General features: G+C 68.6%; 17 protein-coding genes, 1 pseudogene and 1 riboswitch. Of the genes and pseudogenes, 12 read left to right on the top strand and 6 right to left on the bottom strand.

All coding sequences use genetic code 11. The features are described from left to right. The 3 genes from G3N94_RS32135 to G3N94_RS32125 all read right to left on the bottom strand — a co-directional run. Positions 1 to 198, bottom strand: a 198-nt coding sequence (locus tag G3N94_RS32135) for an FAD-dependent oxidoreductase (protein ID WP_205797498.1), incomplete at its 3' end; no start/stop codon positions are given. Positions 199 to 202: 4 nt separating this feature from the next. Then, a complete protein-coding gene (locus tag G3N94_RS32130; protein WP_205797496.1) occupies positions 203 to 511 on the bottom strand; it encodes a non-heme iron oxygenase ferredoxin subunit in 309 nt (102 codons plus the stop codon). Between the two features lie 37 nt (positions 512 to 548). Then, positions 549 to 1,634 (bottom strand): fatty acid desaturase family protein, encoded by a 1,086-nt coding sequence (locus tag G3N94_RS32125; protein ID WP_205797494.1) that lies wholly within the window; start codon positions 1,632 to 1,634, stop codon positions 549 to 551. A gap of 187 nt (positions 1,635 to 1,821) precedes the next feature. On the opposite strand from G3N94_RS32125, the gene G3N94_RS32120 reads away from it, so the two are divergent. The 5 genes from G3N94_RS32120 (at position 1,822) to G3N94_RS32100 (ending at position 6,976) form a co-directional block, all read left to right on the top strand. Continuing rightward, entirely contained in the window at positions 1,822 to 2,886 is a 1,065-nt protein-coding gene (locus G3N94_RS32120; protein WP_205797492.1) for a LacI family DNA-binding transcriptional regulator, read from the top strand. A gap of 239 nt (positions 2,887 to 3,125) precedes the next feature. Further along, positions 3,126 to 4,151: a xylose isomerase gene (locus tag G3N94_RS32115; RefSeq protein WP_205797490.1), complete on the top strand. Its 1,026-nt coding sequence runs from the start codon at positions 3,126 to 3,128 to the stop codon at positions 4,149 to 4,151. 34 nt (positions 4,152 to 4,185) lie between these two features. Continuing rightward, on the top strand, positions 4,186 to 5,013 hold the full coding sequence (locus tag G3N94_RS32110) for a TIM barrel protein (protein WP_205797488.1): 828 nt from the start codon (positions 4,186 to 4,188) through the stop codon (positions 5,011 to 5,013). Positions 5,014 to 5,133: 120 nt separating this feature from the next. Then, entirely contained in the window at positions 5,134 to 6,120 is a 987-nt protein-coding gene (gene iolG / locus G3N94_RS32105; protein ID WP_205797486.1) for an inositol 2-dehydrogenase, read from the top strand. A 169-nt stretch (positions 6,121 to 6,289) separates the two neighbouring features. Continuing rightward, positions 6,290 to 6,976: an HAD family hydrolase gene (locus G3N94_RS32100; RefSeq protein ID WP_205797500.1), complete on the top strand. Its 687-nt coding sequence runs from the start codon at positions 6,290 to 6,292 to the stop codon at positions 6,974 to 6,976. A gap of 96 nt (positions 6,977 to 7,072) precedes the next feature. On the opposite strand, the gene ribB is transcribed toward G3N94_RS32100, so the two are convergent. From ribB to G3N94_RS32085, 3 genes are all read right to left on the bottom strand, one after another. Further along, on the bottom strand, positions 7,073 to 7,819 hold the full coding sequence (gene ribB, locus G3N94_RS32095; protein WP_205797484.1) for a 3,4-dihydroxy-2-butanone-4-phosphate synthase: 747 nt from the start codon (positions 7,817 to 7,819) through the stop codon (positions 7,073 to 7,075). A 117-nt stretch (positions 7,820 to 7,936) separates the two neighbouring features. Next, positions 7,937 to 8,085, bottom strand: a riboswitch (FMN riboswitch). A 156-nt stretch (positions 8,086 to 8,241) separates the two neighbouring features. Then, positions 8,242 to 8,925, bottom strand: coding sequence for an XRE family transcriptional regulator (locus tag G3N94_RS32090; RefSeq protein WP_205797482.1), 684 nt, complete (start codon positions 8,923 to 8,925; stop codon positions 8,242 to 8,244). A gap of 183 nt (positions 8,926 to 9,108) precedes the next feature. Continuing rightward, complete coding sequence (locus G3N94_RS32085) at positions 9,109 to 10,284, bottom strand: MFS transporter (RefSeq protein ID WP_205797480.1); 1,176 nt, start codon at positions 10,282 to 10,284, stop codon at positions 9,109 to 9,111. A 150-nt stretch (positions 10,285 to 10,434) separates the two neighbouring features. Between G3N94_RS32085 and G3N94_RS32080 the strand changes: the two genes are divergently transcribed. From G3N94_RS32080 to G3N94_RS32050, 7 genes and pseudogenes are all read left to right on the top strand, one after another. After that, the gene (locus G3N94_RS32080) at positions 10,435 to 11,367 is read left to right on the top strand and encodes a LysR family transcriptional regulator (RefSeq protein WP_205797478.1); all 933 of its coding nucleotides are present in this window, start codon (positions 10,435 to 10,437) and stop codon (positions 11,365 to 11,367) included. Positions 11,368 to 11,609: 242 nt separating this feature from the next. Beyond that, positions 11,610 to 12,983 carry a tRNA (N6-isopentenyl adenosine(37)-C2)-methylthiotransferase MiaB gene (gene miaB / locus G3N94_RS32075; RefSeq protein ID WP_205797476.1) on the top strand — a complete coding sequence of 458 codons (1,374 nt, stop codon included), beginning with the start codon at positions 11,610 to 11,612 and terminating at the stop codon, positions 12,981 to 12,983. A gap of 54 nt (positions 12,984 to 13,037) precedes the next feature. Beyond that, on the top strand, positions 13,038 to 14,084 hold the full coding sequence (locus G3N94_RS32070) for a PhoH family protein (protein WP_205797474.1): 1,047 nt from the start codon (positions 13,038 to 13,040) through the stop codon (positions 14,082 to 14,084). Positions 14,085 to 14,280: 196 nt separating this feature from the next. Continuing rightward, on the top strand, positions 14,281 to 15,072 hold the full coding sequence (gene ybeY / locus G3N94_RS32065) for an rRNA maturation RNase YbeY (RefSeq protein WP_205797472.1): 792 nt from the start codon (positions 14,281 to 14,283) through the stop codon (positions 15,070 to 15,072). Positions 15,073 to 15,087: 15 nt separating this feature from the next. Then, positions 15,088 to 15,720 (top strand): gamma-glutamylcyclotransferase, encoded by a 633-nt coding sequence (locus tag G3N94_RS32060; RefSeq protein WP_205797470.1) that lies wholly within the window; start codon positions 15,088 to 15,090, stop codon positions 15,718 to 15,720. Positions 15,721 to 15,967: 247 nt separating this feature from the next. Beyond that, positions 15,968 to 16,855 carry a transporter associated domain-containing protein gene (locus G3N94_RS32055; protein WP_205797461.1) on the top strand — a complete coding sequence of 296 codons (888 nt, stop codon included), beginning with the start codon at positions 15,968 to 15,970 and terminating at the stop codon, positions 16,853 to 16,855. 103 nt (positions 16,856 to 16,958) lie between these two features. Continuing rightward, positions 16,959 to 17,600: pseudogene (locus tag G3N94_RS32050) on the top strand (apolipoprotein N-acyltransferase); the annotation flags it as partial.

Genomic DNA, 17,600 nt, shown 5'->3' with positions numbered 1-17,600 from the left:
CGCGCGCAGCCGGCATTGCTCCGCGCTGCGTTCGCCGGTCAGCACGCCCTTCGACAGCGGCGGCCGCTCATACGGCAGATGCGGCTCCGCGCCGATCAGCGCGATGCCGCCGCGCCACCCTGCTTCACGCAGCGTCTGCGCCGCGCGGCCGCCGACATGCCCCGCGCCGACGATCGCCATCACACGCTCGTTCGCCATGCGCTCAGACCTCGATCAGGATGCGGCCGTCCTCGACCTTCGCCGGGTACGTGCGCAGCTTCTCGCAGACCGGCGCGGACAGCGGCCGGCCGTCGCGAATGTCGAAGCGCCCGTTGTGCTTCGGGCACTCGATCACGTGGTCCATCACGAGCCCGTCGGCGAGATGCACGTGCTCGTGCGTACACAGCCCGTCGCTCGCGTAGATGTTGCCGTCGACCCGGTAGATCGCATAGGTATGCCCCGCGTGATCGAAGCGCACCACGTCTTCGTCGTCGATGTCGTCGAGTGCGCCGGTGTCGATCCATTGCGTCATGATTCGTGTCTCCTGTGTCATTGGTTGTGGATGCCGGTCAGGCCTGCGCGGCGCCCGGCACGGGCCGCACGATCTGGTAGGACGGATCGCGCGTCTGCCGGATCAGCGCCGGCACGATCTCCGCGTACGCGGCCAGCGTGCCGGGGTACGGCGGCGGCATGTCGGCCTTGACGGCCTTGTGCAGCCGCGGCAGCGCATGGAACGGCACCATCGGGTACATGTGATGCTCGACGTGGTAGTTCATGTTCCAGTAGAGAAAGCGGAACACGGGATTCATCATCACGGTCCGGCAGTTGCGCCGGTGATCGAGCACGTTCTCGGGCATGCCTGCGTGCTGCGTGAGGCCGAAGTACAGGTACAGCCACGCGCCGTACAGGCTCGGCAGGCCGATATAGAGCAGCGGCAGGATCGTATGCCAGTACAGCGACGCGCCGATCACGCCCGCATGGATCGCAAGATGGATGCGCGTCTCGCGTACGACCTTCGGCCATTCCGACTCGGGCACGAAGGTCCGCTCGTCGTCGTCGAGACGGCCGGTGCACGCATTCGCGATCATCTTGCGCAGCTCGCCGGCCACATGCTTCAGCGCGACGACGTTCAGCGCGAGCCCGAGCCAGTCGGTCGGCCTCGGCGCGGCGATTTCCGGATCGCGCCCGACCACCAGCGTATCGGTGTGATGGCGCGCATGACTCCAGCGCCACACCGTCGCACGGCGAAATACCTGGAACGATGCGACCTGGTACAGCACGTCGTTCATCCAGCGCGTGCGGAACGCGGTGCCATGCCCGCACTCGTGCCAGCGCGAATCGGCCGGGCTGCAGTACAGCGTGCCGTACACGAAGAACGCGGGCACGGCCCACGCCGAATGCGCGCGCCACGCGAGCCATGCGATGAGGCCGCTGATCACGATCGCCGCATACCAGAGCAGCGTGTCGCGAATCGCGCGCGCGTCGTCACGCTGCATCAGCTGCTTCATCACTGGCCGCGGTACCGGACAGCGGTACCACTGCGCGTTGACGAGCCCCGCCGCGCGGGCGCGCTCGCCGGCGCCGCCGATCAGTCGGTATTCCTGACGGCGCGCCGCTGCGTTGCGATCGCGCGCCTGGTCGTTCATATGGGCCACCCGTGTCTCCTTGGTTCCTTGTGCGTGGGAAGCGCGACGCCGCGAGCGCTTCGGTGTGGAAGCAAAATTAGGCGACGGACACGGCCCGCTCAACGGAAACGTTGACGAAATTTCGTCATCGCTCTAGCGTACTGGGCAGCGCCACGCACCCGATGGCGACGATGAAAATGAAGATGGAGACGACACGATGGCAGGCGAAACCGGCCCCCGCTGGCGCAAGCGCACTGCGCGCTTCACCGAGATCGCGGCGCTCGCGGGGGTCAGCACGACCACCGTCGACCGCGTGCTGAACGAGCGCGGCAGCGTGTCCGCGCAGGCGCGCGAACGCGTGGTCGCGGCGGCCCGGCAGCTCGGCGTGCCGCGGCAGTTGCCCGATACGCGGCACGGGCTGATCCACGTCGACGTGCTGCTGCCGGACACCGACGCGCCGTTTTTCCGGCGGCTGCAGCAGGCGCTGCAGCGCTCGCTGCAGATGCTCGACCGGCGCGTGGTCGTGCACCGGACGATCCTGCCCGCTGCCGACGACGAGCGGGCCGCCGCGCTGATCGAACGGCCCGCGTACCGGCGCGCGGCGCTGATCGTCACCGCCCGCGACACCGCGCGCGTGCGCGACGCGCTGGCGAACGCGATCGCGCGCGGCGAGACCGTCGTCACGATGGTCACCGACATCGGCGGGATCGCGCGCGCGCATTACGCGGGCATCGACAACTATCGCGCCGGACGCACCGCCGGCTATTACCTCGGCCGACTGACGACGCGGCCCGGCCGGATTCTGCTGCTGGGCGGCCGGATGGGTTACCGCGCGCACGCGGACCGGATGGCCGGCTGCATCGACCAGCTGGCCGACGCGTTCGCCAGCCTGACCTGCGACGGCGAGCCGGTCGAGACGCTCGACCAGGACGACCGCTGCTATCGCGCGGTGACGAAGGCGCTGCACGCGCACGACGACGTGGTCGGGATCTACAACAGCGGCGCGGGCTCGGCCGGCGTCGAGGCCGCGTTGCGCAAGCAGGGCGTGGCCGGCCGCGTCGTCTGGATCGGACACGAGATGCTCGATCTGCACCGGACCTACATCGAGGCCGGCACGATGGACATCGCGATCGACCAGGATCCGGACGGACAAGCGATCGCCGCGCTGCAGCACGTGCTGCACGCATGCGGGATCGTCGAGCAGCCGCCACCGGGCGATCCGGTCGAGTTTCGCGTGTTCTGCTCGGCGAACGTCAGGATGAGCCCTTACCTGCAGACCTGAGTCGCGCGGCGTTGCCGGCCGTTCGTGCCGATCGTGCAGACCGTGCCATTCGCGCCGCCCGCGCCCCGCCGCCCCTGCGCACCGACGGCGGTCGGGTCTGCGCCTCCGCCGCGCGCCGAACGGCCATCACGAAAAAATCGACCATCGCATTGGCGATTTTTCGTCACTGTTTGTCATGCAGTCCGCGGGGCGCGTCCGTACATTTGGCAGCCATCCACGACAACAACGGACAGGAAACGATGGCTGAACCGATACTCATCGGCGTGAACCTCGACGGCGTGCTCGAACACGACGGCTTGCCGCCGCCCACGCCCGCCGAGCGCTTCCGGATGATCGCCGACGCCAGCGTATTCGACTACGTCGAGAAGAACCCGGCGCGGGGCGAGGACCTCACACCCTGTTTCGCGCTGGTCGAGCGCCATGCGCTGCCGATCCGCGTGATTGGCGGCATCTGGTGCGCGGGCCGCGACGAAGCGCATGTCGCGGAGATCATCGACGCGGGCGCGCGGTTCGGCAGCACCGTGCTCAACTGCCAGCTGTACGCACGCCATGCGGACGGCCATCCGCTGTCGGACGGCGAAGTCGCCGATTTCTACCTGCGCGCGTACGAGCGCGGCGAGCCGGTCGGCTGCCTGCCGAGCCTCGAAGTGCATGTCGACATGTGGAGCGAGGACTTCACCCGCATCGCGCGCGTCGCGCAGCAGGTCGAACAGGCCGGCGCGCCGTTCCGGATCACGCTCGACCACTCGCACCTGCTGTTCAAGATCGGCAATCGTGCCGAACTCGATGCATCGGGCATACGCGAGCAGGTCGAAAGCGGTCGGCTCGTGCTCGACCCCGCGTCGCCCGCTGCGGTGTACGCGGACTGGATCGCGCGCGGCTGGGTGCGGCATGCGCACGCGCGCAGCGTGATCCCGAACAATCCGGCGAACCGCTGGATGCGCGGCCCGGACGGCCGGCCGGGCCGCGGCATCCAGTATCCGTTCGTCGCGCCCGCGCCGGGTGCCTATCACGGCGAATGGCACGCGGCATCGCTCGGCACCTGGAAAGACGCGCTGCGCCAGCTGCTGCAATGGCATGCGCACCGCCGGCCGCCACGGCTCGAGCAGATCAGCTGCGAGTTCATTCCGTTTCCCGATTACGGCGGCGGCGCGCGCTACTCGATCTTCGACAACAACGTCGCGTGCGCGCAATGGCTGCGCGATACGTGGCGCACGCTCGCCGCGCAGCCGGCCGACGACGCCGCCGCGCGCACCGCTACCTGATTCGGACCACGCACCCCCACCAGAGGACAGAACGATGACGCAAGCCTTCCACTTTTCCCTGAACCGGATGAGCGCGCCGCATATACCGCTCGATCAGTACGTCGCGCTGTGCCGGCGCGTCGGCGTCGACACGATCGAGATCCGCAACGATCTCGACGGCGTCGAGATCAACGACGGCACGCCGGCCGACGCCGTGCGCGCGGCAGCCGACGCGGGCGGCCTGACGATCCTGACGATCAATGCGCTGCAGCGCTTCGAGCAATGGAACGGCGAGCGCGCGGACGAGGCGACCGTGCTCGCCGACTACGCGGCGCAATGCGGCGCGCGTGCGCTGGTGCTGTGTCCGACCAACAGCCGCAGCGACACCCGCAGCGCGGACACCCGCCATGCGGATCTGGTGAAGGCGCTGAAGGCACTCAAACCGATCCTCGACGCGCGCGGCCTGCTCGGCTTCATCGAGCCGCTCGGCTTCGAGGAGTGCGCGCTGCGCCGCAAGTCCGATGCAGTGAAGGGCATCTACGACGCGGCGGGCGAACAGGTGTTCCGGCTCGTGCACGACACGTTCCACCATCACCTGTCGGGCGAGGACATCTTCTTCCCGAACCTGACGGGCCTCGTGCACATCTCCGGCGTCGAGGAAAGCGACCTGCCGGTCGACCGGATGCGCGACGGCCATCGCGTGCTGGTCGGCGGCGCCGACCGGCTCGGCAACATCCGTCAACTGCGCGAACTGCTCGCGCGCGGCTACCGCGGCGCGTTCTCGTTCGAGCCGTTCGCGAGCGAAATCGCCGAAGCCACGGACATCGAGGACCGGCTGCGGGCCAGCATCGACTACGTGCGCACCGAACTGGCGGCGCGCTGACAACCGATCCGGTCGCGCAGCTCGGCAGACGTTGCCGGCCGCGCGACCGGAAGCACGGCCCGGCGGCGGACACCGCCGCGGCAACTGCCACGCAAGAAACGAAGTCAACAGGAGAACAGAATGATCGAGTTTGCGATGTTCGGCGCGGGACGAATCGGCAAGATTCACGCGGCGAACCTGGCGCGCCTGCCGGGTGCGCGGCTCAGGTACGTGGTCGACATGCATGCGCCGTCCGCGCAGGCGCTCGCGCACGCGCATGGCGCCGAGGCCGTCGATGTCGAGCGGGCACTCGGCGATCCCGCCGTGCAGGCGGTCGTGATCGCGTCCAGCACGAATACGCATGCGGACCTGATCGTCGCGGCCGCGCAGGCCGGCAAGGCCGTGTTCTGCGAAAAGCCGATCGACCTGACGGTCGCACGCTCGCGCGAATGCGCGGACGCCGTCCGGCGCAACGGCGTCACCTGCATGATCGGCTTCCAGCGCCGCTTCGATCCGACCTTCGCGGCACTGAAGGCGCGCGTCGAGCGCGGCGAGATCGGCGCCCCCGAAATGCTGATCATCACGAGCCGCGATCCGGGCGCGCCGCCCGTCGACTACATCAGGAGCTCGGGCGGCATCTTCAAGGACATGCTGATCCACGACTTCGACGTGTTCCGCTGGATCCTCGGCGACGAAGCGCAGACGCTGCACGCGACCGGCAGTTGCCTGACCGATCCGGCCGTGCGCGAAGCGGGCGACATCGATTCGACGGCCGTCACGATCCGCACGAAGCGCGGGCTGCTGTGCCAGATCAATACGTCAAGGCGGGCTGCGTACGGCTACGACCAGCGCTTCGAACTGCTCGGCAGCAACGGGATGCTGCAGGCCGGCAACGTGCGGCCGACCGAGGTCACCGCGTGGTCGGCCGGCGGCATTGCGACCGATGTGCCGGAGCCGTTCTTTCTCGAGCGCTACCGGCACGCGTATGCGGCCGAAATCGCGCACTTCGTCGACGCGCTGCGCGACGGCTCGCCGGTCAGGACGACGATCGAGGACGGGCTCGCGGCACTCGAACTCGCCGAAGCGGCGATGACGTCGTGGCAGACGGGGCGCGTGGTCGAAGTCTGAACGCGGCAGCGGCGACGGCGGGCCACGCAGGCGGGCCGCCGTTCGCGCTCGCAGGCGCGATCGGCAGCATGATGCTCGGCACGTTCGGCAGCACGTTTGGCGGCGCGTAAGCTAAAGCACGTATCATGGCGCCAGGTCGGTGCCGCCGACGCCCCGCTTCTTCACCATCATGCTCGATCACCTCATCTGCGACTGCGACGGCGTACTCGTCGACAGCGAAGTCATTGCCGACCGTGTACTGCTCGACACGCTGTCCGCCACGTTCCCGCACATCGATTTCGAAGCCGCCGCGAAGACCGCGTTCGGCCAGCAGACGTCGCGCTTCCTCAAGGGGCTCGAATCGCAGTACGGCATCACGATGCCCGACAACTTCCTCGAGACGATCGAGCACAACATCGAGGTCGGTCTCGCGCAGTCGCTCGCGCCGATCACCGGCGTGCGCGATGCGCTGCTGAAGGTGAGCCTGCCCGTGGCGGTCGTGTCGAACAGCCGCCTCGCGCGCGTGCGCAGCTCGCTGAAGCGCGCGGCGCTCACCGAGATCTTCGGCGAGCGCGTGTTCAGCGCCGAGCAGGTCGCGCGGCCGAAGCCCTACCCGGACGTGTACCTGCACGCGGCAAGCACGCTCGGCGTCGCGCCCGAACGCTGCATCGTCGTCGAGGACAGCATCTCGGGCCTGAATGCCGCGCGCGCGGCCGGGATGAAGACGATCGCGTTCGTCGGCGCGAGCCACATCCCCGACAACTACGCGGACGCGCTGCGCGCGATGGGCATCACGCGAATCATGCGGAAGATGGACGAACTGCCGTCTCTCGTCGCCGCCGGGATGCGCGGCGAGTTCGGCGACGTGCAGTCCTGACGGCCGTTCAGGCCGTTCAGGCCGCCGACGTCGCGTATGCGTTCGCGCACGCGACGTCACGCGTCGGGCGCGCGAACGCGCCCGCCCCGCTCCGGCTTACGCCGGCTCGCAGCACCGCTCGCGCGCAGCAGCGAGCGCCTCGCGGAATTCGACCAGCTCCGCGATCGTCAGCATCGGCAGGCCATGCTGTTGCGCGAAGCGCGCGACGTCGTCGCCGCGCGTCATCGTGCCGTCCGGATTCATCAGCTCGCACAGCACGCCGGCCGGCTTCAGCCCCGCGAGGATCGCCAGGTCGACGGTCCCCTCGGTGTGGCCGCGGCGCGCGAGCACGCCGCCCGGCTGCGCACGTAGCGGGAACACGTGCCCGGGGCGGACGATGTCGTGCGGCGTCGCGTCGTCGGCGATCGCCGCGCGGATCGTCGTCACGCGGTCGGCCGCCGACACGCCCGTATGCACGCCTTCGCGCGCCTCGATCGACACGGTGAACGCGGTGCCGTTGCTGCTCTCGTTGGTCTGCACCATCGGCGGCAGCGCGAGCGCGCGCACCTTGTCGTCGGTCAGGCACAGGCACACGATCCCGCTGCATTCGCGGATCAGCAGCGCCATCGTTTCCGGCGTGATCCGCTCGGCGGCGACGATCAGGTCGGCCTCGTTCTCGCGGTCGTGATCGTCCTGCAACACGACCGCACGGCCCGCGCGCAACGCGTCGAGCGCGGCGGCGATGCGCGGCGGCACCGGTTCGGAATCGAGCAACGGGAAATCGGCGAAGGCATCGGCGGGCGCCGACGAATCGGACAAAGCCGGGGACAAACTGGCAGACGAAACGGGGGACTTGAAGGACATGTGAAACGCTCCTCGCAAAACGATATGGGCGAAAAACGTTTCAGGGCATTGCAAACAGACAGAACGACAACCCGCTTCGCACGCACGGCGAAGCGGCCCTGACGGACATGACTATCTGCACATCTTCTCTCATCCGGACTGTGACCGTCGGCTCTGGCATTCGACCAGATCTGCTGACCCCGCGCTGAAGCGCGGGCGCTCGCGGGCTCGCCGGCTTACGCCAGCCTACCGCCGGTGGGGAATTCCGCCCCGCCCTGAAGACGCACTGATTGCCGGCTGGGGTCTACCCATTTCCGGCGGGCAAAGCATACAACAGCTGCACGCGCGATGCAGCGAACGGTATCGATAACCTTACTGACGACCCCGTCTAAAAACATCGTCCGAACGGACTGGCCGGCCGCACTTGCGCGCTGCGCAAAGCACTAGCCAGCCACGCGCGCCGCTTCCGCCACGCGCCAGCGCGGCGGCACCTCGGGGCTCACCGTCACGCGGAACGCACGCACCTCGCTGTCGCCCGGATTGCGCAGGCTGTAAGGCTGGTCGGCGTCGAACACGATCGCGTCGCCCGTCGCGAGCAACTGGCGGCGGTCGTGCACGCTCACCTCGAGCGTGCCTTCGCTGACGACGAGATTGACCGTCGTGCCCGGCGCGCGGCGCGCACCGGGCTCGGTATGCAGCGGCGCGATCCGCAGCTCATGGAACTCGGCCGCGGCGGGCTCGCCTTCCGGATAGAGCGCGCGTGCCGAGAAGCGGCCGTTCGAGCTGACGACGCGCGCTGCGCGGTCGGCGGCGAGATGCTCGAAGCCGTTCACCGCGTGGCGGCGCAGGAACGCGGCGACCGACACCTTCAGCGCGGCGGCGATCTTGCACAGCACCTTGATCGACGGCACGCTGCGCGCGGATTCGATCTGCGCGAGCATCGCGCGCGACACGCCCGACAGCCGTGCGAGCGCGTCGAGCGACAGTTGCCGCTCGGCGCGCAGCCGCGCGAGATTGACACCGACGACCTGCTCGAGGACGTCGAACGACGCCAGCGTCCGGAGATCGGCGGTGTCGCCGGACCCGACGGAAGACACATCGCGCACGAGCGCCAGGGTGGAATGCATTGCGTTGCCTCCGGGCTGCCGGGCAGCCCTGCGAATGGGATAAGCCGGATGGACATCGGCTTGCGCATCGATCGAAGCGCATACCGAGACGCTATCACCCGGTCTCGCACGGGCAAACGAAGTTATCTTCACACCGTTATCAGCATCGCGGAGGAATGCGTCCTTCCACGGCCCGTTCCCGCGCTATTGCGCCGGCGCAGCGCCACGCCGCGCCGGATCGCGCGCGTCGAGCCGCGCCGCGAGCCACGTGACGACGAGCGCCGCAAAGCTCACCGCCACCGCAACCCACGGCAGCGCATCGAGCGCGAAGCCGTGGTCGAGCGCGAGACCGCCGAGCCACGCGCCGCCCGCGTTGCCGACGTTGAACGCGCCGATGTTCAGCGTCGACGCGAGATGCGGCGCGCTCGCGGCCTTCTCGACGACGCGCGCCTGCAGCGGCGGCACCGTCGCGAACGCGGCGATCCCCCACACGAACACGGTGACGGCGGCCGCGACCGGCTGGTGGCTCGTCTTCGCGAACACGGCCATCACCGCGATCAGCGCGACGAGGATCGCCATCAGCGACGGCATCAGCGCGCGGTCGGCAAGCTTGCCGCCGAGCGTGTTGCCGATCGTGAGCCCCGCGCCGAACAGCACGAGGATCAGCGCGACCGCACGCGGCGAGAAGCCGGACACGCTTTCGAGAATCGGCGCGATATAGGTGAACACGACGAACACGCCGCCGAAGCCGAGCACGGTCATCAGCAGCGCGAGCCACACCTGCGGCTCCTTCAGCACGCGCACTTCGTGACCGAGCCCGACCGGCCCGCTGTCGTGGCGGTTCGGCACCAGCGCGGCAATGCCCGCGAGCGACGCGACGCCGAACGCCGCGACGATCCAGAACGACGCGCGCCAGCCGAGCAACTGCCCGACGAACGTGCCGAACGGCACGCCGAGCACGTTCGACAGCGTGAGGCCCGTGAACATCAGCGCGATCGCGCTTGCGCGCCGCTCGACCGGCACGAGCGACGCGGCGACCACCGCGCCGATCCCGAAGAACGAGCCATGCGCGAACGACGTGACGACACGCGCGACCATCAGCATCCCGTAGCCGGACGCGGTCGCGCACAGCACGTTGCCGACGATGAAGATCCCCATCAGCAGCTGCAGCGCGGCCTTGCGCGGCATGCGGCTCGTCAGCACGGCGAAGAGCGGCGCGCCGACGGCAACGCCGAGCGCGTAGCCGGTCACGAGCAACCCGGCGGATGGCAGCGATACCGCGAGGTCGCGCGCCACCTCGGGCAGCAGGCCCATGATGATGAATTCGGTGGTGCCGATGGCGAACGCGCTGATCGCGAGCGCCAGTAACGGAACGGGCATGATGATCTCCGGAAGCGGCCGGCGCGCGGGCGCGGGCGGATGTGCCGCGCCGCACGACACGGCGAAAGGTGCGCGCATTGTCCCGAATACGCTGAAATTTGATAATTGGCGTAGCATTTGAATCATTTTCAAACGCTATTGGAAAATCGGATGGACCGACTGGGCGATATCCGGCTGTTCGTCGAAGCCGCGGACCTCGGCAGCCTCACGGCCGCCGGGCGCAAGCTGAACCTGACGCCGGCCGCCGCGAGTGCGCGGCTCGCGAAGCTCGAGGCGAAGATCGCAACCCGGCTGTTCGAGCGTTCGACGCGGCAGCTGCGGCTCACCGACGAGGGCCGCCTGTACCTGAACTGCTGCCGGCAGGCGCTGCAGGCGCTCGACGATGCGGATGCGATGCTGCAGGAAGGCCGCAACGTCGTCGGCGGCAAGGTGCGGCTGTCGTCGACGTCCGATTTCGGCCGCAACCAGCTGCTCGACTGGCTCGACGAATTCACCGCCGCGTATCCGGACGTGACGTTCTCGCTGACGGCGTCCGACTCGCCGGCGAACCTGTGGCAGGACGAGATCGACCTCGCGATCCGCTTCGCCGCGCCACCCGACGGCGCGCTGATCGCCCGCCGGCTGGCCGCGAACCGGCGCGTGCTGTGCGCGGCGCCCTCACTCGTCGCGCGGCATGGCCTGCCGAGCGATCCGCAGGATCTGGCCCGCTTTCCGTGCATCGTGATCACGATCGCGTCCGGGCCGTTGAACGCGTGGCGCTTCACGCGCGGCGACGACGTGCAGACCTACACGGTGCCGCTCGCGAACGCGTTCGAGACGAACGACGGCGGCCTCGCCCGCGAGTGGGCGCTGCGCGGCCACGGGATCGTGCAGAAGTCGATCTGGGATGTCGCGGACGACGTGCGCGCGGGCCGGCTGCGCGTGCTGCTGCCCGACTGGCGGCACCAGGAGGCGCCGCTGCATGCGATCTATCACAGCAAGCGCTACATGGCGCCGCGCGTACGCGTGCTGCTCGATTTCCTCGCCGAACGCTTCGCGCGCGAGGAAGCGGAGCTCGACGACCTGCTGAACGCGTGCCGTTGAAGCCCGGTCGCGTGGCGCCGCCGGGGTCCGAACCCCGGCTGCCGCTATCGTGCAGCTGCAAGCGCATGGCCGCCCGGGGCGGCACGAAAAGCTATAATGGAAAGCTTTCCCGACGGCTTTTTTGTTCGCGTGCACCGCGCGCGTACCCGTGCCCCGGCGTCCGCTGCGCGGCCCGGACGACGGCCGTCCCGATTCACTCTTGACGACGCCCCCAGGTCAACCACTGCGAACGGCGAATCCCCATGACCAAGAAAGTTTACGTAAAGACCTTCGGCTGCCAGATGAACGAGTACGACTCGGACAAGATGGTGGACGTGCTGAATGCGGCCGAAGGCCTCGAAAAGACCGACTCTCCCGAAGACGCGGACATCATCCTGTTCAACACCTGCTCGGTGCGCGAGAAGGCGCAGGAGAAGGTGTTCTCCGACCTCGGCCGCGTGCGCGAGCTGAAGGAGGCGAAGCCGGACCTGCTGATCGGTGTCGGCGGCTGCGTCGCGAGCCAGGAAGGCGCATCGATCGTGTCGCGCGCACCGTACGTCGACCTCGTGTTCGGCCCGCAGACGCTGCACCGGCTGCCGCAGATGATCGACCAGCGCCGCGCGAGCGGCCGCGCGCAGGTCGACATCACGTTCCCCGAGATCGAGAAGTTCGACCACCTGCCGCCCGCGCGCGTCGAGGGCCCGAGCGCGTTCGTGTCGATCATGGAAGGCTGCTCGAAGTACTGCAGCTACTGCGTGGTGCCGTACACGCGCGGCGATGAAGTGTCGCGCCCGCTCGACGACGTGCTGACCGAAGTGGCCGGCCTCGCCGACCAGGGCGTGCGCGAAGTCACGCTGCTCGGCCAGAACGTGAACGCCTACCGCGGCGCGCTGACCGCCGGCTCGCACGAGATCGCCGATTTCGCGACGCTGATCGAATACGTCGCCGACATCCCCGGCATCGAGCGGATCCGCTACACGACGTCGCACCCGAAGGAATTCACGCAGCGCCTGCTCGACACGTACGCGAAGGTGCCGAAGCTCGTGAACCACCTGCACCTGCCCGTGCAGCACGGCTCGGACCGCATCCTGATGGCGATGAAGCGCGGCTACACGGTGCTCGAGTACAAGTCGGTGATCCGCAAGCTGCGCGCGATCCGTCCCGATCTTTCGCTGTCGACCGACATCATCATCGGCTTCCCCGGCGAGACCGAGGCCGACTTCGACAAGACGATGGCGCTCGTGCACGAGATGAGCTACGACACGAGCTTCTCGTTCATCTACAGCCCGCGCCCCGGCACGCCGGCCGCGAACCTGCACGACGACACGCCGCGCGAGGTCAAGCTCAAACGCCTGCAACATCTGCAGGCGACGATCGAGGAAAACGTCGCGCGCATCAGCCAGTCGATGGTCGGCAAGGTCGAGCGGATCCTCGTCGAAGGCCCGTCGCGCAAGGACCCGAACGAGCTCGCGGGCCGCACCGAGAACAACCGGGTCGTGAATTTCCCGGCGCCGCTCGCGTCGCACCCGCGCCTGATCGGCCAGATGATCGACGTGAAGATCAATCACGCGTATCCGCACTCGCTGCGCGGCGAACTCGTGCTCGCGCACGACGACGCGAGCACGGCCACGCACTGATGTTCCCGTACTGAAGTTCCCGCATTGATGTTCCATTAGGAGCCCGACGCCACTTTGAAGACCACCCAGACACTGGAATTCACCGCGCCGCGCGACGACAACGCGCGCCTCGCGAATCTCTGCGGCCCGCTCGACGAGAACCTGCGGCAGATTGAACAGGCGCTCGACGTCACGATGCAGCGGCGCGGCCACCGGATCTCGATTCGCGGACGCGGCGCGAAGCTCGCGCTCACCGCGCTCGAAAATTTCTACAACCGCGCGCGCGATCCGCTGTCGGTCGACGACATCCAGCTCGCGCTCGTCGAGGTACGTCACACGGGCGGCAACGGCCGCGTCGAAAACACGCTCGACGTGCGGTTCCGCGGCGACCCCGACCATCCGTTCGACGAGCCGGTGATGCGCGTCGACGACGAGGAACTCGAGGAGCCCGCGCCGAAGCTGTACACGCGCCGCGCGGACCTGCGCGGCCGCACGCCCGCGCAGCGCGAATACCTGAAGCAGATCCTGTCGCACGACATCACGTTCGGGATCGGCCCGGCTGGCACCGGCAAGACCTATCTCGCGGTCGCGTGCGCGGTCGACGCGCTCGAGCGCGACCAGGTCAAGCGCATCGTGCTGACGCGCCCGGCCGTCGAGGCCGGCGAGCGGCTCGGCTTCCTGCCGGGCGATCTCGCGCAGAAGGTCGATCCGTACCTGCGGCCGCTGTACGACGCGCTGTACGACCTGCTCGGCTTCGACAAGACCGCGAAGATGTTCGAGCGCCAGATGATCGAGATCGCGCCGCTCGCGTATATGCGCGGCCGCACGCTGAACCACGCGTTCATCATCCTCGACGAGGCGCAGAACACGACGCCCGAGCAGATGAAGATGTTCCTCACGCGGATCGGCTTCGGCTCGAAGGCGGTCGTCACCGGCGACACGAGCCAGGTCGACCTGCCGCGCGCGCAGAAAAGCGGCCTGATCGAGGCGCAGCAGGTGCTCGGCGGCGTGCGCGGGATCGCGCTCACGCGCTTCACGAGCGCCGACGTGGTCCGGCACCCGCTCGTCGCGCGGATCGTCGAGGCGTACGACGAGTTCCACGCGCAGCACCAGGACGCCTGACGCCGTCCGGCGTCGGCCCGGCCCGGCCCGCCCGACGGCGCGCCGGGCTTTTTTTCGGCCGCGCGGCGGGCGTGGTTGCGGGCGTGGTTGCGGGCGTGGTTGCGGGCGTGGTTGCGGGCGTGGTGGCGCAGCGCCGAATTCGGGTGGGATCGGCCGTTTGGTGTATGCTCAACGCGTTCCAATTGCCTGCCGCGTCATGAAATCGTCCCGCTCCCGCAAGTCCGCCCGCGCCGACAAGGCGACGCCCGAAACGCTCCGTCTTTCGCTGTTCGATGCGAAGGGCAAGGTCAAGTCCGTCGATGCGCAGGGGCTGCGGATCGACTTTGCCGATGGCCGCAGCCTGATGTTCGACCTGTCGGGCAGCTCCGGCGAAGCCGCGGTCGCGATCGTCGCGCAGCACGCCGATCCGTCGATGCGCGCGAAGCTCGCGCTGCAGCCCGAGCACTACGACAGCATCACGCTGCACGTCGGCGCGGAACCCGCGCCGCGTGACGTTGGCGTCGATGTCGGCCTCGACGACGACGCGATCCGCGAACCCGAGCTCGACCTGACCGTGCAATACGGCGACGAGATCGGCAGCGATCTGCGCAAGGCGCTGCCGAAGCGCAAGCTGATCGCCGAATGGATCACGCCCGCGCTGTTCGCCGACGCACAGCTGACCGTGCGCTTCGTCGGCGACGAAGAAGGCCGCACGCTGAACGACAGCTATCGCCACAAGGACTACCCGACCAACGTGCTGACCTTCGCGTACGACGACACGCCGGACGGCACCGTGATCGGCGACCTCGTGCTGTGCTGCCCGGTCGTCGAGCGCGAGGCGCAGGAACAGGGCAAGCCGCTCGTCGCGCACTACGCGCACCTGCTCGTGCACGGCGCGCTGCACGCACAGGGCTACGACCACGAGACGAGCGACGAGGATGCCGCCGAGATGGAAGCGCTCGAAATCGACATCCTCGCCAAACTGGGCTTCCCGAACCCCTACCAGTAAGCCGGTCTGCCCCCGATGCGCAACGCCGCCACGCTCCCGCCCGCGTACCCGCCGTCGATCGGCGAAGGGCGGCTCCTGACGGAAGACGAGCTCGCGGCGTCGCTCGCGCACACGATGCGCGACTGGGACGGACATCGGGACCTGTGGCTGTTCGGCTATGGGTCGCTGATCTGGAACCCCGGCCTGCCGACCGTCGATGCGGTGCGCGGCAAGGTGCACGGCTACCACCGCGGCCTCTATCTGTGGTCGCGCGTAAACCGCGGCACGCCGGAACAGCCGGGCCTCGTGCTGGCGCTCGATCGCGGCGGCTCGTGCAGCGGCATCGCGTTCCGGCTCGCGGGCCCGACCGCGCAGCCGCACCTCGAGACGCTGTGGAAACGCGAAATGCCGATGGGCTCGTACCGGCCCGCGTGGCTGCCATGCGCGCTCGAGAACGGTGAACGCGTGAACGCGCTGGCCTTCGTGATGCGCCGCGACGTACCGACCTATACGGGCAAGCTGCCCGATCCCGTCGTGAAGGAAGTATTCGGCTGCGCGAGCGGGCGCTACGGCACGACGCTCGACTACGTGAGCCGCACCGTCGACGCGCTGCGCGCGAGCGGCATCCCCGATCGCGCACTGGAAGCGCTGCTCGCGCGCTGCCGGTGATGGGGTGCCGCCACGAACGGCGCGGCAGCCAGCCCCGGATTTTGTCCGCTGCTGCCCCGGCGCGCCTTTCTGAGATAGGATGGAAACCGAAGGACGGCGTGGCGCCCTCGCCCGTCCGTCCCCAGGCGGGGCCTGCGCGGCCGCCCGTCCCGGCCGTCCGGCCGGGGTGACACGGTCGCGCCATGCCCTTGGTGTATCCTTGCCAACTCCGTGACAGCGCGCCCCGACGTGAACCGGGCGCACCACCATGAACGATTCGTATCCCAGTCGAAAGTCAAACGACAAACCCCATGAAAAGCGCTCGCTGCTCGAGCGCCTGACCGACTTCATTTCGCCCGAGCCTGAATCTCGCGGCGAGCTGCTGGAAATCCTCCAGGACGCGCACGAACGCAACCTGATCGACGCGGATTCGCTGTCGATGATCGAGGGCGTGTTCCAGGTGTCCGACCTGTGCGCCCGCGACATCATGGTGCCGCGCGCGCAGATGGACGCGATCAACATCGCCGACAAGCCCGAGGATTTCATCCCGTTCGTGCTCGAGAAGGCGCACTCGCGCTACCCCGTCTACGAGGACAACCGTGACAACGTGATCGGCGTGCTGCTCGCGAAGGACCTGCTGCGCTTCTACGCGGAAGAGGAATTCGACGTGCGCGGGATGCTGCGTCCGGCCGTGTTCATCCCGGAATCGAAGCGCCTGAACGTGCTGCTGCACGACTTCCGGGTCAACCGCAACCACCTCGCGATCGTCGTCGACGAATACGGCGGCGTCGCGGGCCTGATCACGATCGAGGACGTGCTCGAGCAGATCGTCGGCGACATCGAGGACGAATACGATTTCGACGAGGAAGCCGGCAACATCATCGCCGCACCCGACGGCCGCTATCGCGTACGCGCGCTGACGGAGATCGAACAGTTCAACGAGACGTTCGGCACCGATTTCTCCGACGACGAAGTCGACACGATCGGCGGCCTGATCACGCACCATTTCGGGCGCGTCCCGCATCGCGGTGAGAAGCTGCAGCTCGGCAACCTCGTATTCGAGATCCAGCGCGGTGACGCACGCCAGGTCCACGTGCTGCTCGTGCGCCGCAACCCGCTCGCGAGCCGCCGGGCCGAGACATCGCACGAGGACTGAGCGCCACGCTGCCCGGCGGCGTCCCCCCGGGCGTCTTCCCGGGCGTCCCCCGGGGCGCCCCCTGCAGCGTCCCTTTTAACCGCTTCGCCCACTTTCGCTTCACATGGACGATCCGATCCCGTCCCGCCCGGCAGGCGGGCTCCTCGCGCCGGCGCCCGGCCGCACGCTGCCGCGCTGGCACTACCCGGCCGCGCTGCTCGCCGGCGCAGCCAATACCCTCTCCTTTGCGCCGACGCCGCATGGCGGCTGGCTGCAGCTCGTCGTATTCGTCTGGTTTTTCGCGCAGCTCACGCGCACCGCAAGCTGGAAGAGCGCGGCACTGACGGGCGGCGCGTTCGGCTTCGGCAACTTCATCTCCGGCATTTGGTGGCTCTACATCAGCATGCATGTGTACGGAGAGATGGCCGCACCGATCGCCGGCGGCGCGCTCGTGCTGTTTTCGCTGTACCTGTCGCTGTACCCGGCGTTTTCGGCCGGGCTGTGGTCGTTCTGCGCGGGCCATGCGTGGCACCGGCGCGAGCCCGACCCGCGGCCATTCGCGCCGACCTGGCACGGCGCGTTCGCATTCGCGAGCGCGTGGGCGCTCGGCGAATGGCTGCGCGGCACCGTGTTTACCGGCTTTCCGTGGCTCGCGAGCGGCTATCCGCAGGTCGACGGCCCGTTCGCGGGCTACGCGGCAATCGTCGGCGTGTACGGGGTTGGCTGGGTACTCGCGCTGTTCGCCGCGCTCGCCGTCCAGGCGTTA

Origin of the sequence: Burkholderia sp. Ac-20353, from assembly GCF_017104785.1 — a bacterium.
In the GTDB taxonomy this organism is placed as follows: Bacteria; Pseudomonadota; Gammaproteobacteria; order Burkholderiales; family Burkholderiaceae; genus Burkholderia.
This window is presented reverse-complemented; position numbering and strand designations above follow the sequence as displayed.

Bases quoted from the DNA above. Each gene is read 5' to 3' on its own strand.
- G3N94_RS32130 (WP_205797496.1), bottom strand. From the start codon at position 511: ATGACGCAATGGATCGACACCGGCGCACTCGACGACATCGACGACGAA.
- G3N94_RS32120 (WP_205797492.1), top strand. From the start codon at position 1,822: ATGGCAGGCGAAACCGGCCCCCGCTGGCGCAAGCGCACTGCGCGCTTC.
- G3N94_RS32115 (WP_205797490.1), top strand. From the start codon at position 3,126: ATGGCTGAACCGATACTCATCGGCGTGAACCTCGACGGCGTGCTCGAA.
- G3N94_RS32110 (WP_205797488.1), top strand. From the start codon at position 4,186: ATGACGCAAGCCTTCCACTTTTCCCTGAACCGGATGAGCGCGCCGCAT.
- iolG (WP_205797486.1), top strand. From the start codon at position 5,134: ATGATCGAGTTTGCGATGTTCGGCGCGGGACGAATCGGCAAGATTCAC.
- G3N94_RS32100 (WP_205797500.1), top strand. From the start codon at position 6,290: ATGCTCGATCACCTCATCTGCGACTGCGACGGCGTACTCGTCGACAGC.
- ribB (WP_205797484.1), bottom strand. From the start codon at position 7,819: ATGTCCTTCAAGTCCCCCGTTTCGTCTGCCAGTTTGTCCCCGGCTTTG.
- G3N94_RS32090 (WP_205797482.1), bottom strand. From the start codon at position 8,925: ATGCATTCCACCCTGGCGCTCGTGCGCGATGTGTCTTCCGTCGGGTCC.
- G3N94_RS32085 (WP_205797480.1), bottom strand. From the start codon at position 10,284: ATGCCCGTTCCGTTACTGGCGCTCGCGATCAGCGCGTTCGCCATCGGC.
- G3N94_RS32080 (WP_205797478.1), top strand. From the start codon at position 10,435: ATGGACCGACTGGGCGATATCCGGCTGTTCGTCGAAGCCGCGGACCTC.
- miaB (WP_205797476.1), top strand. From the start codon at position 11,610: ATGACCAAGAAAGTTTACGTAAAGACCTTCGGCTGCCAGATGAACGAG.
- ybeY (WP_205797472.1), top strand. From the start codon at position 14,281: ATGAAATCGTCCCGCTCCCGCAAGTCCGCCCGCGCCGACAAGGCGACG.
- G3N94_RS32060 (WP_205797470.1), top strand. From the start codon at position 15,088: ATGCGCAACGCCGCCACGCTCCCGCCCGCGTACCCGCCGTCGATCGGC.
- G3N94_RS32055 (WP_205797461.1), top strand. From the start codon at position 15,968: ATGAACGATTCGTATCCCAGTCGAAAGTCAAACGACAAACCCCATGAA.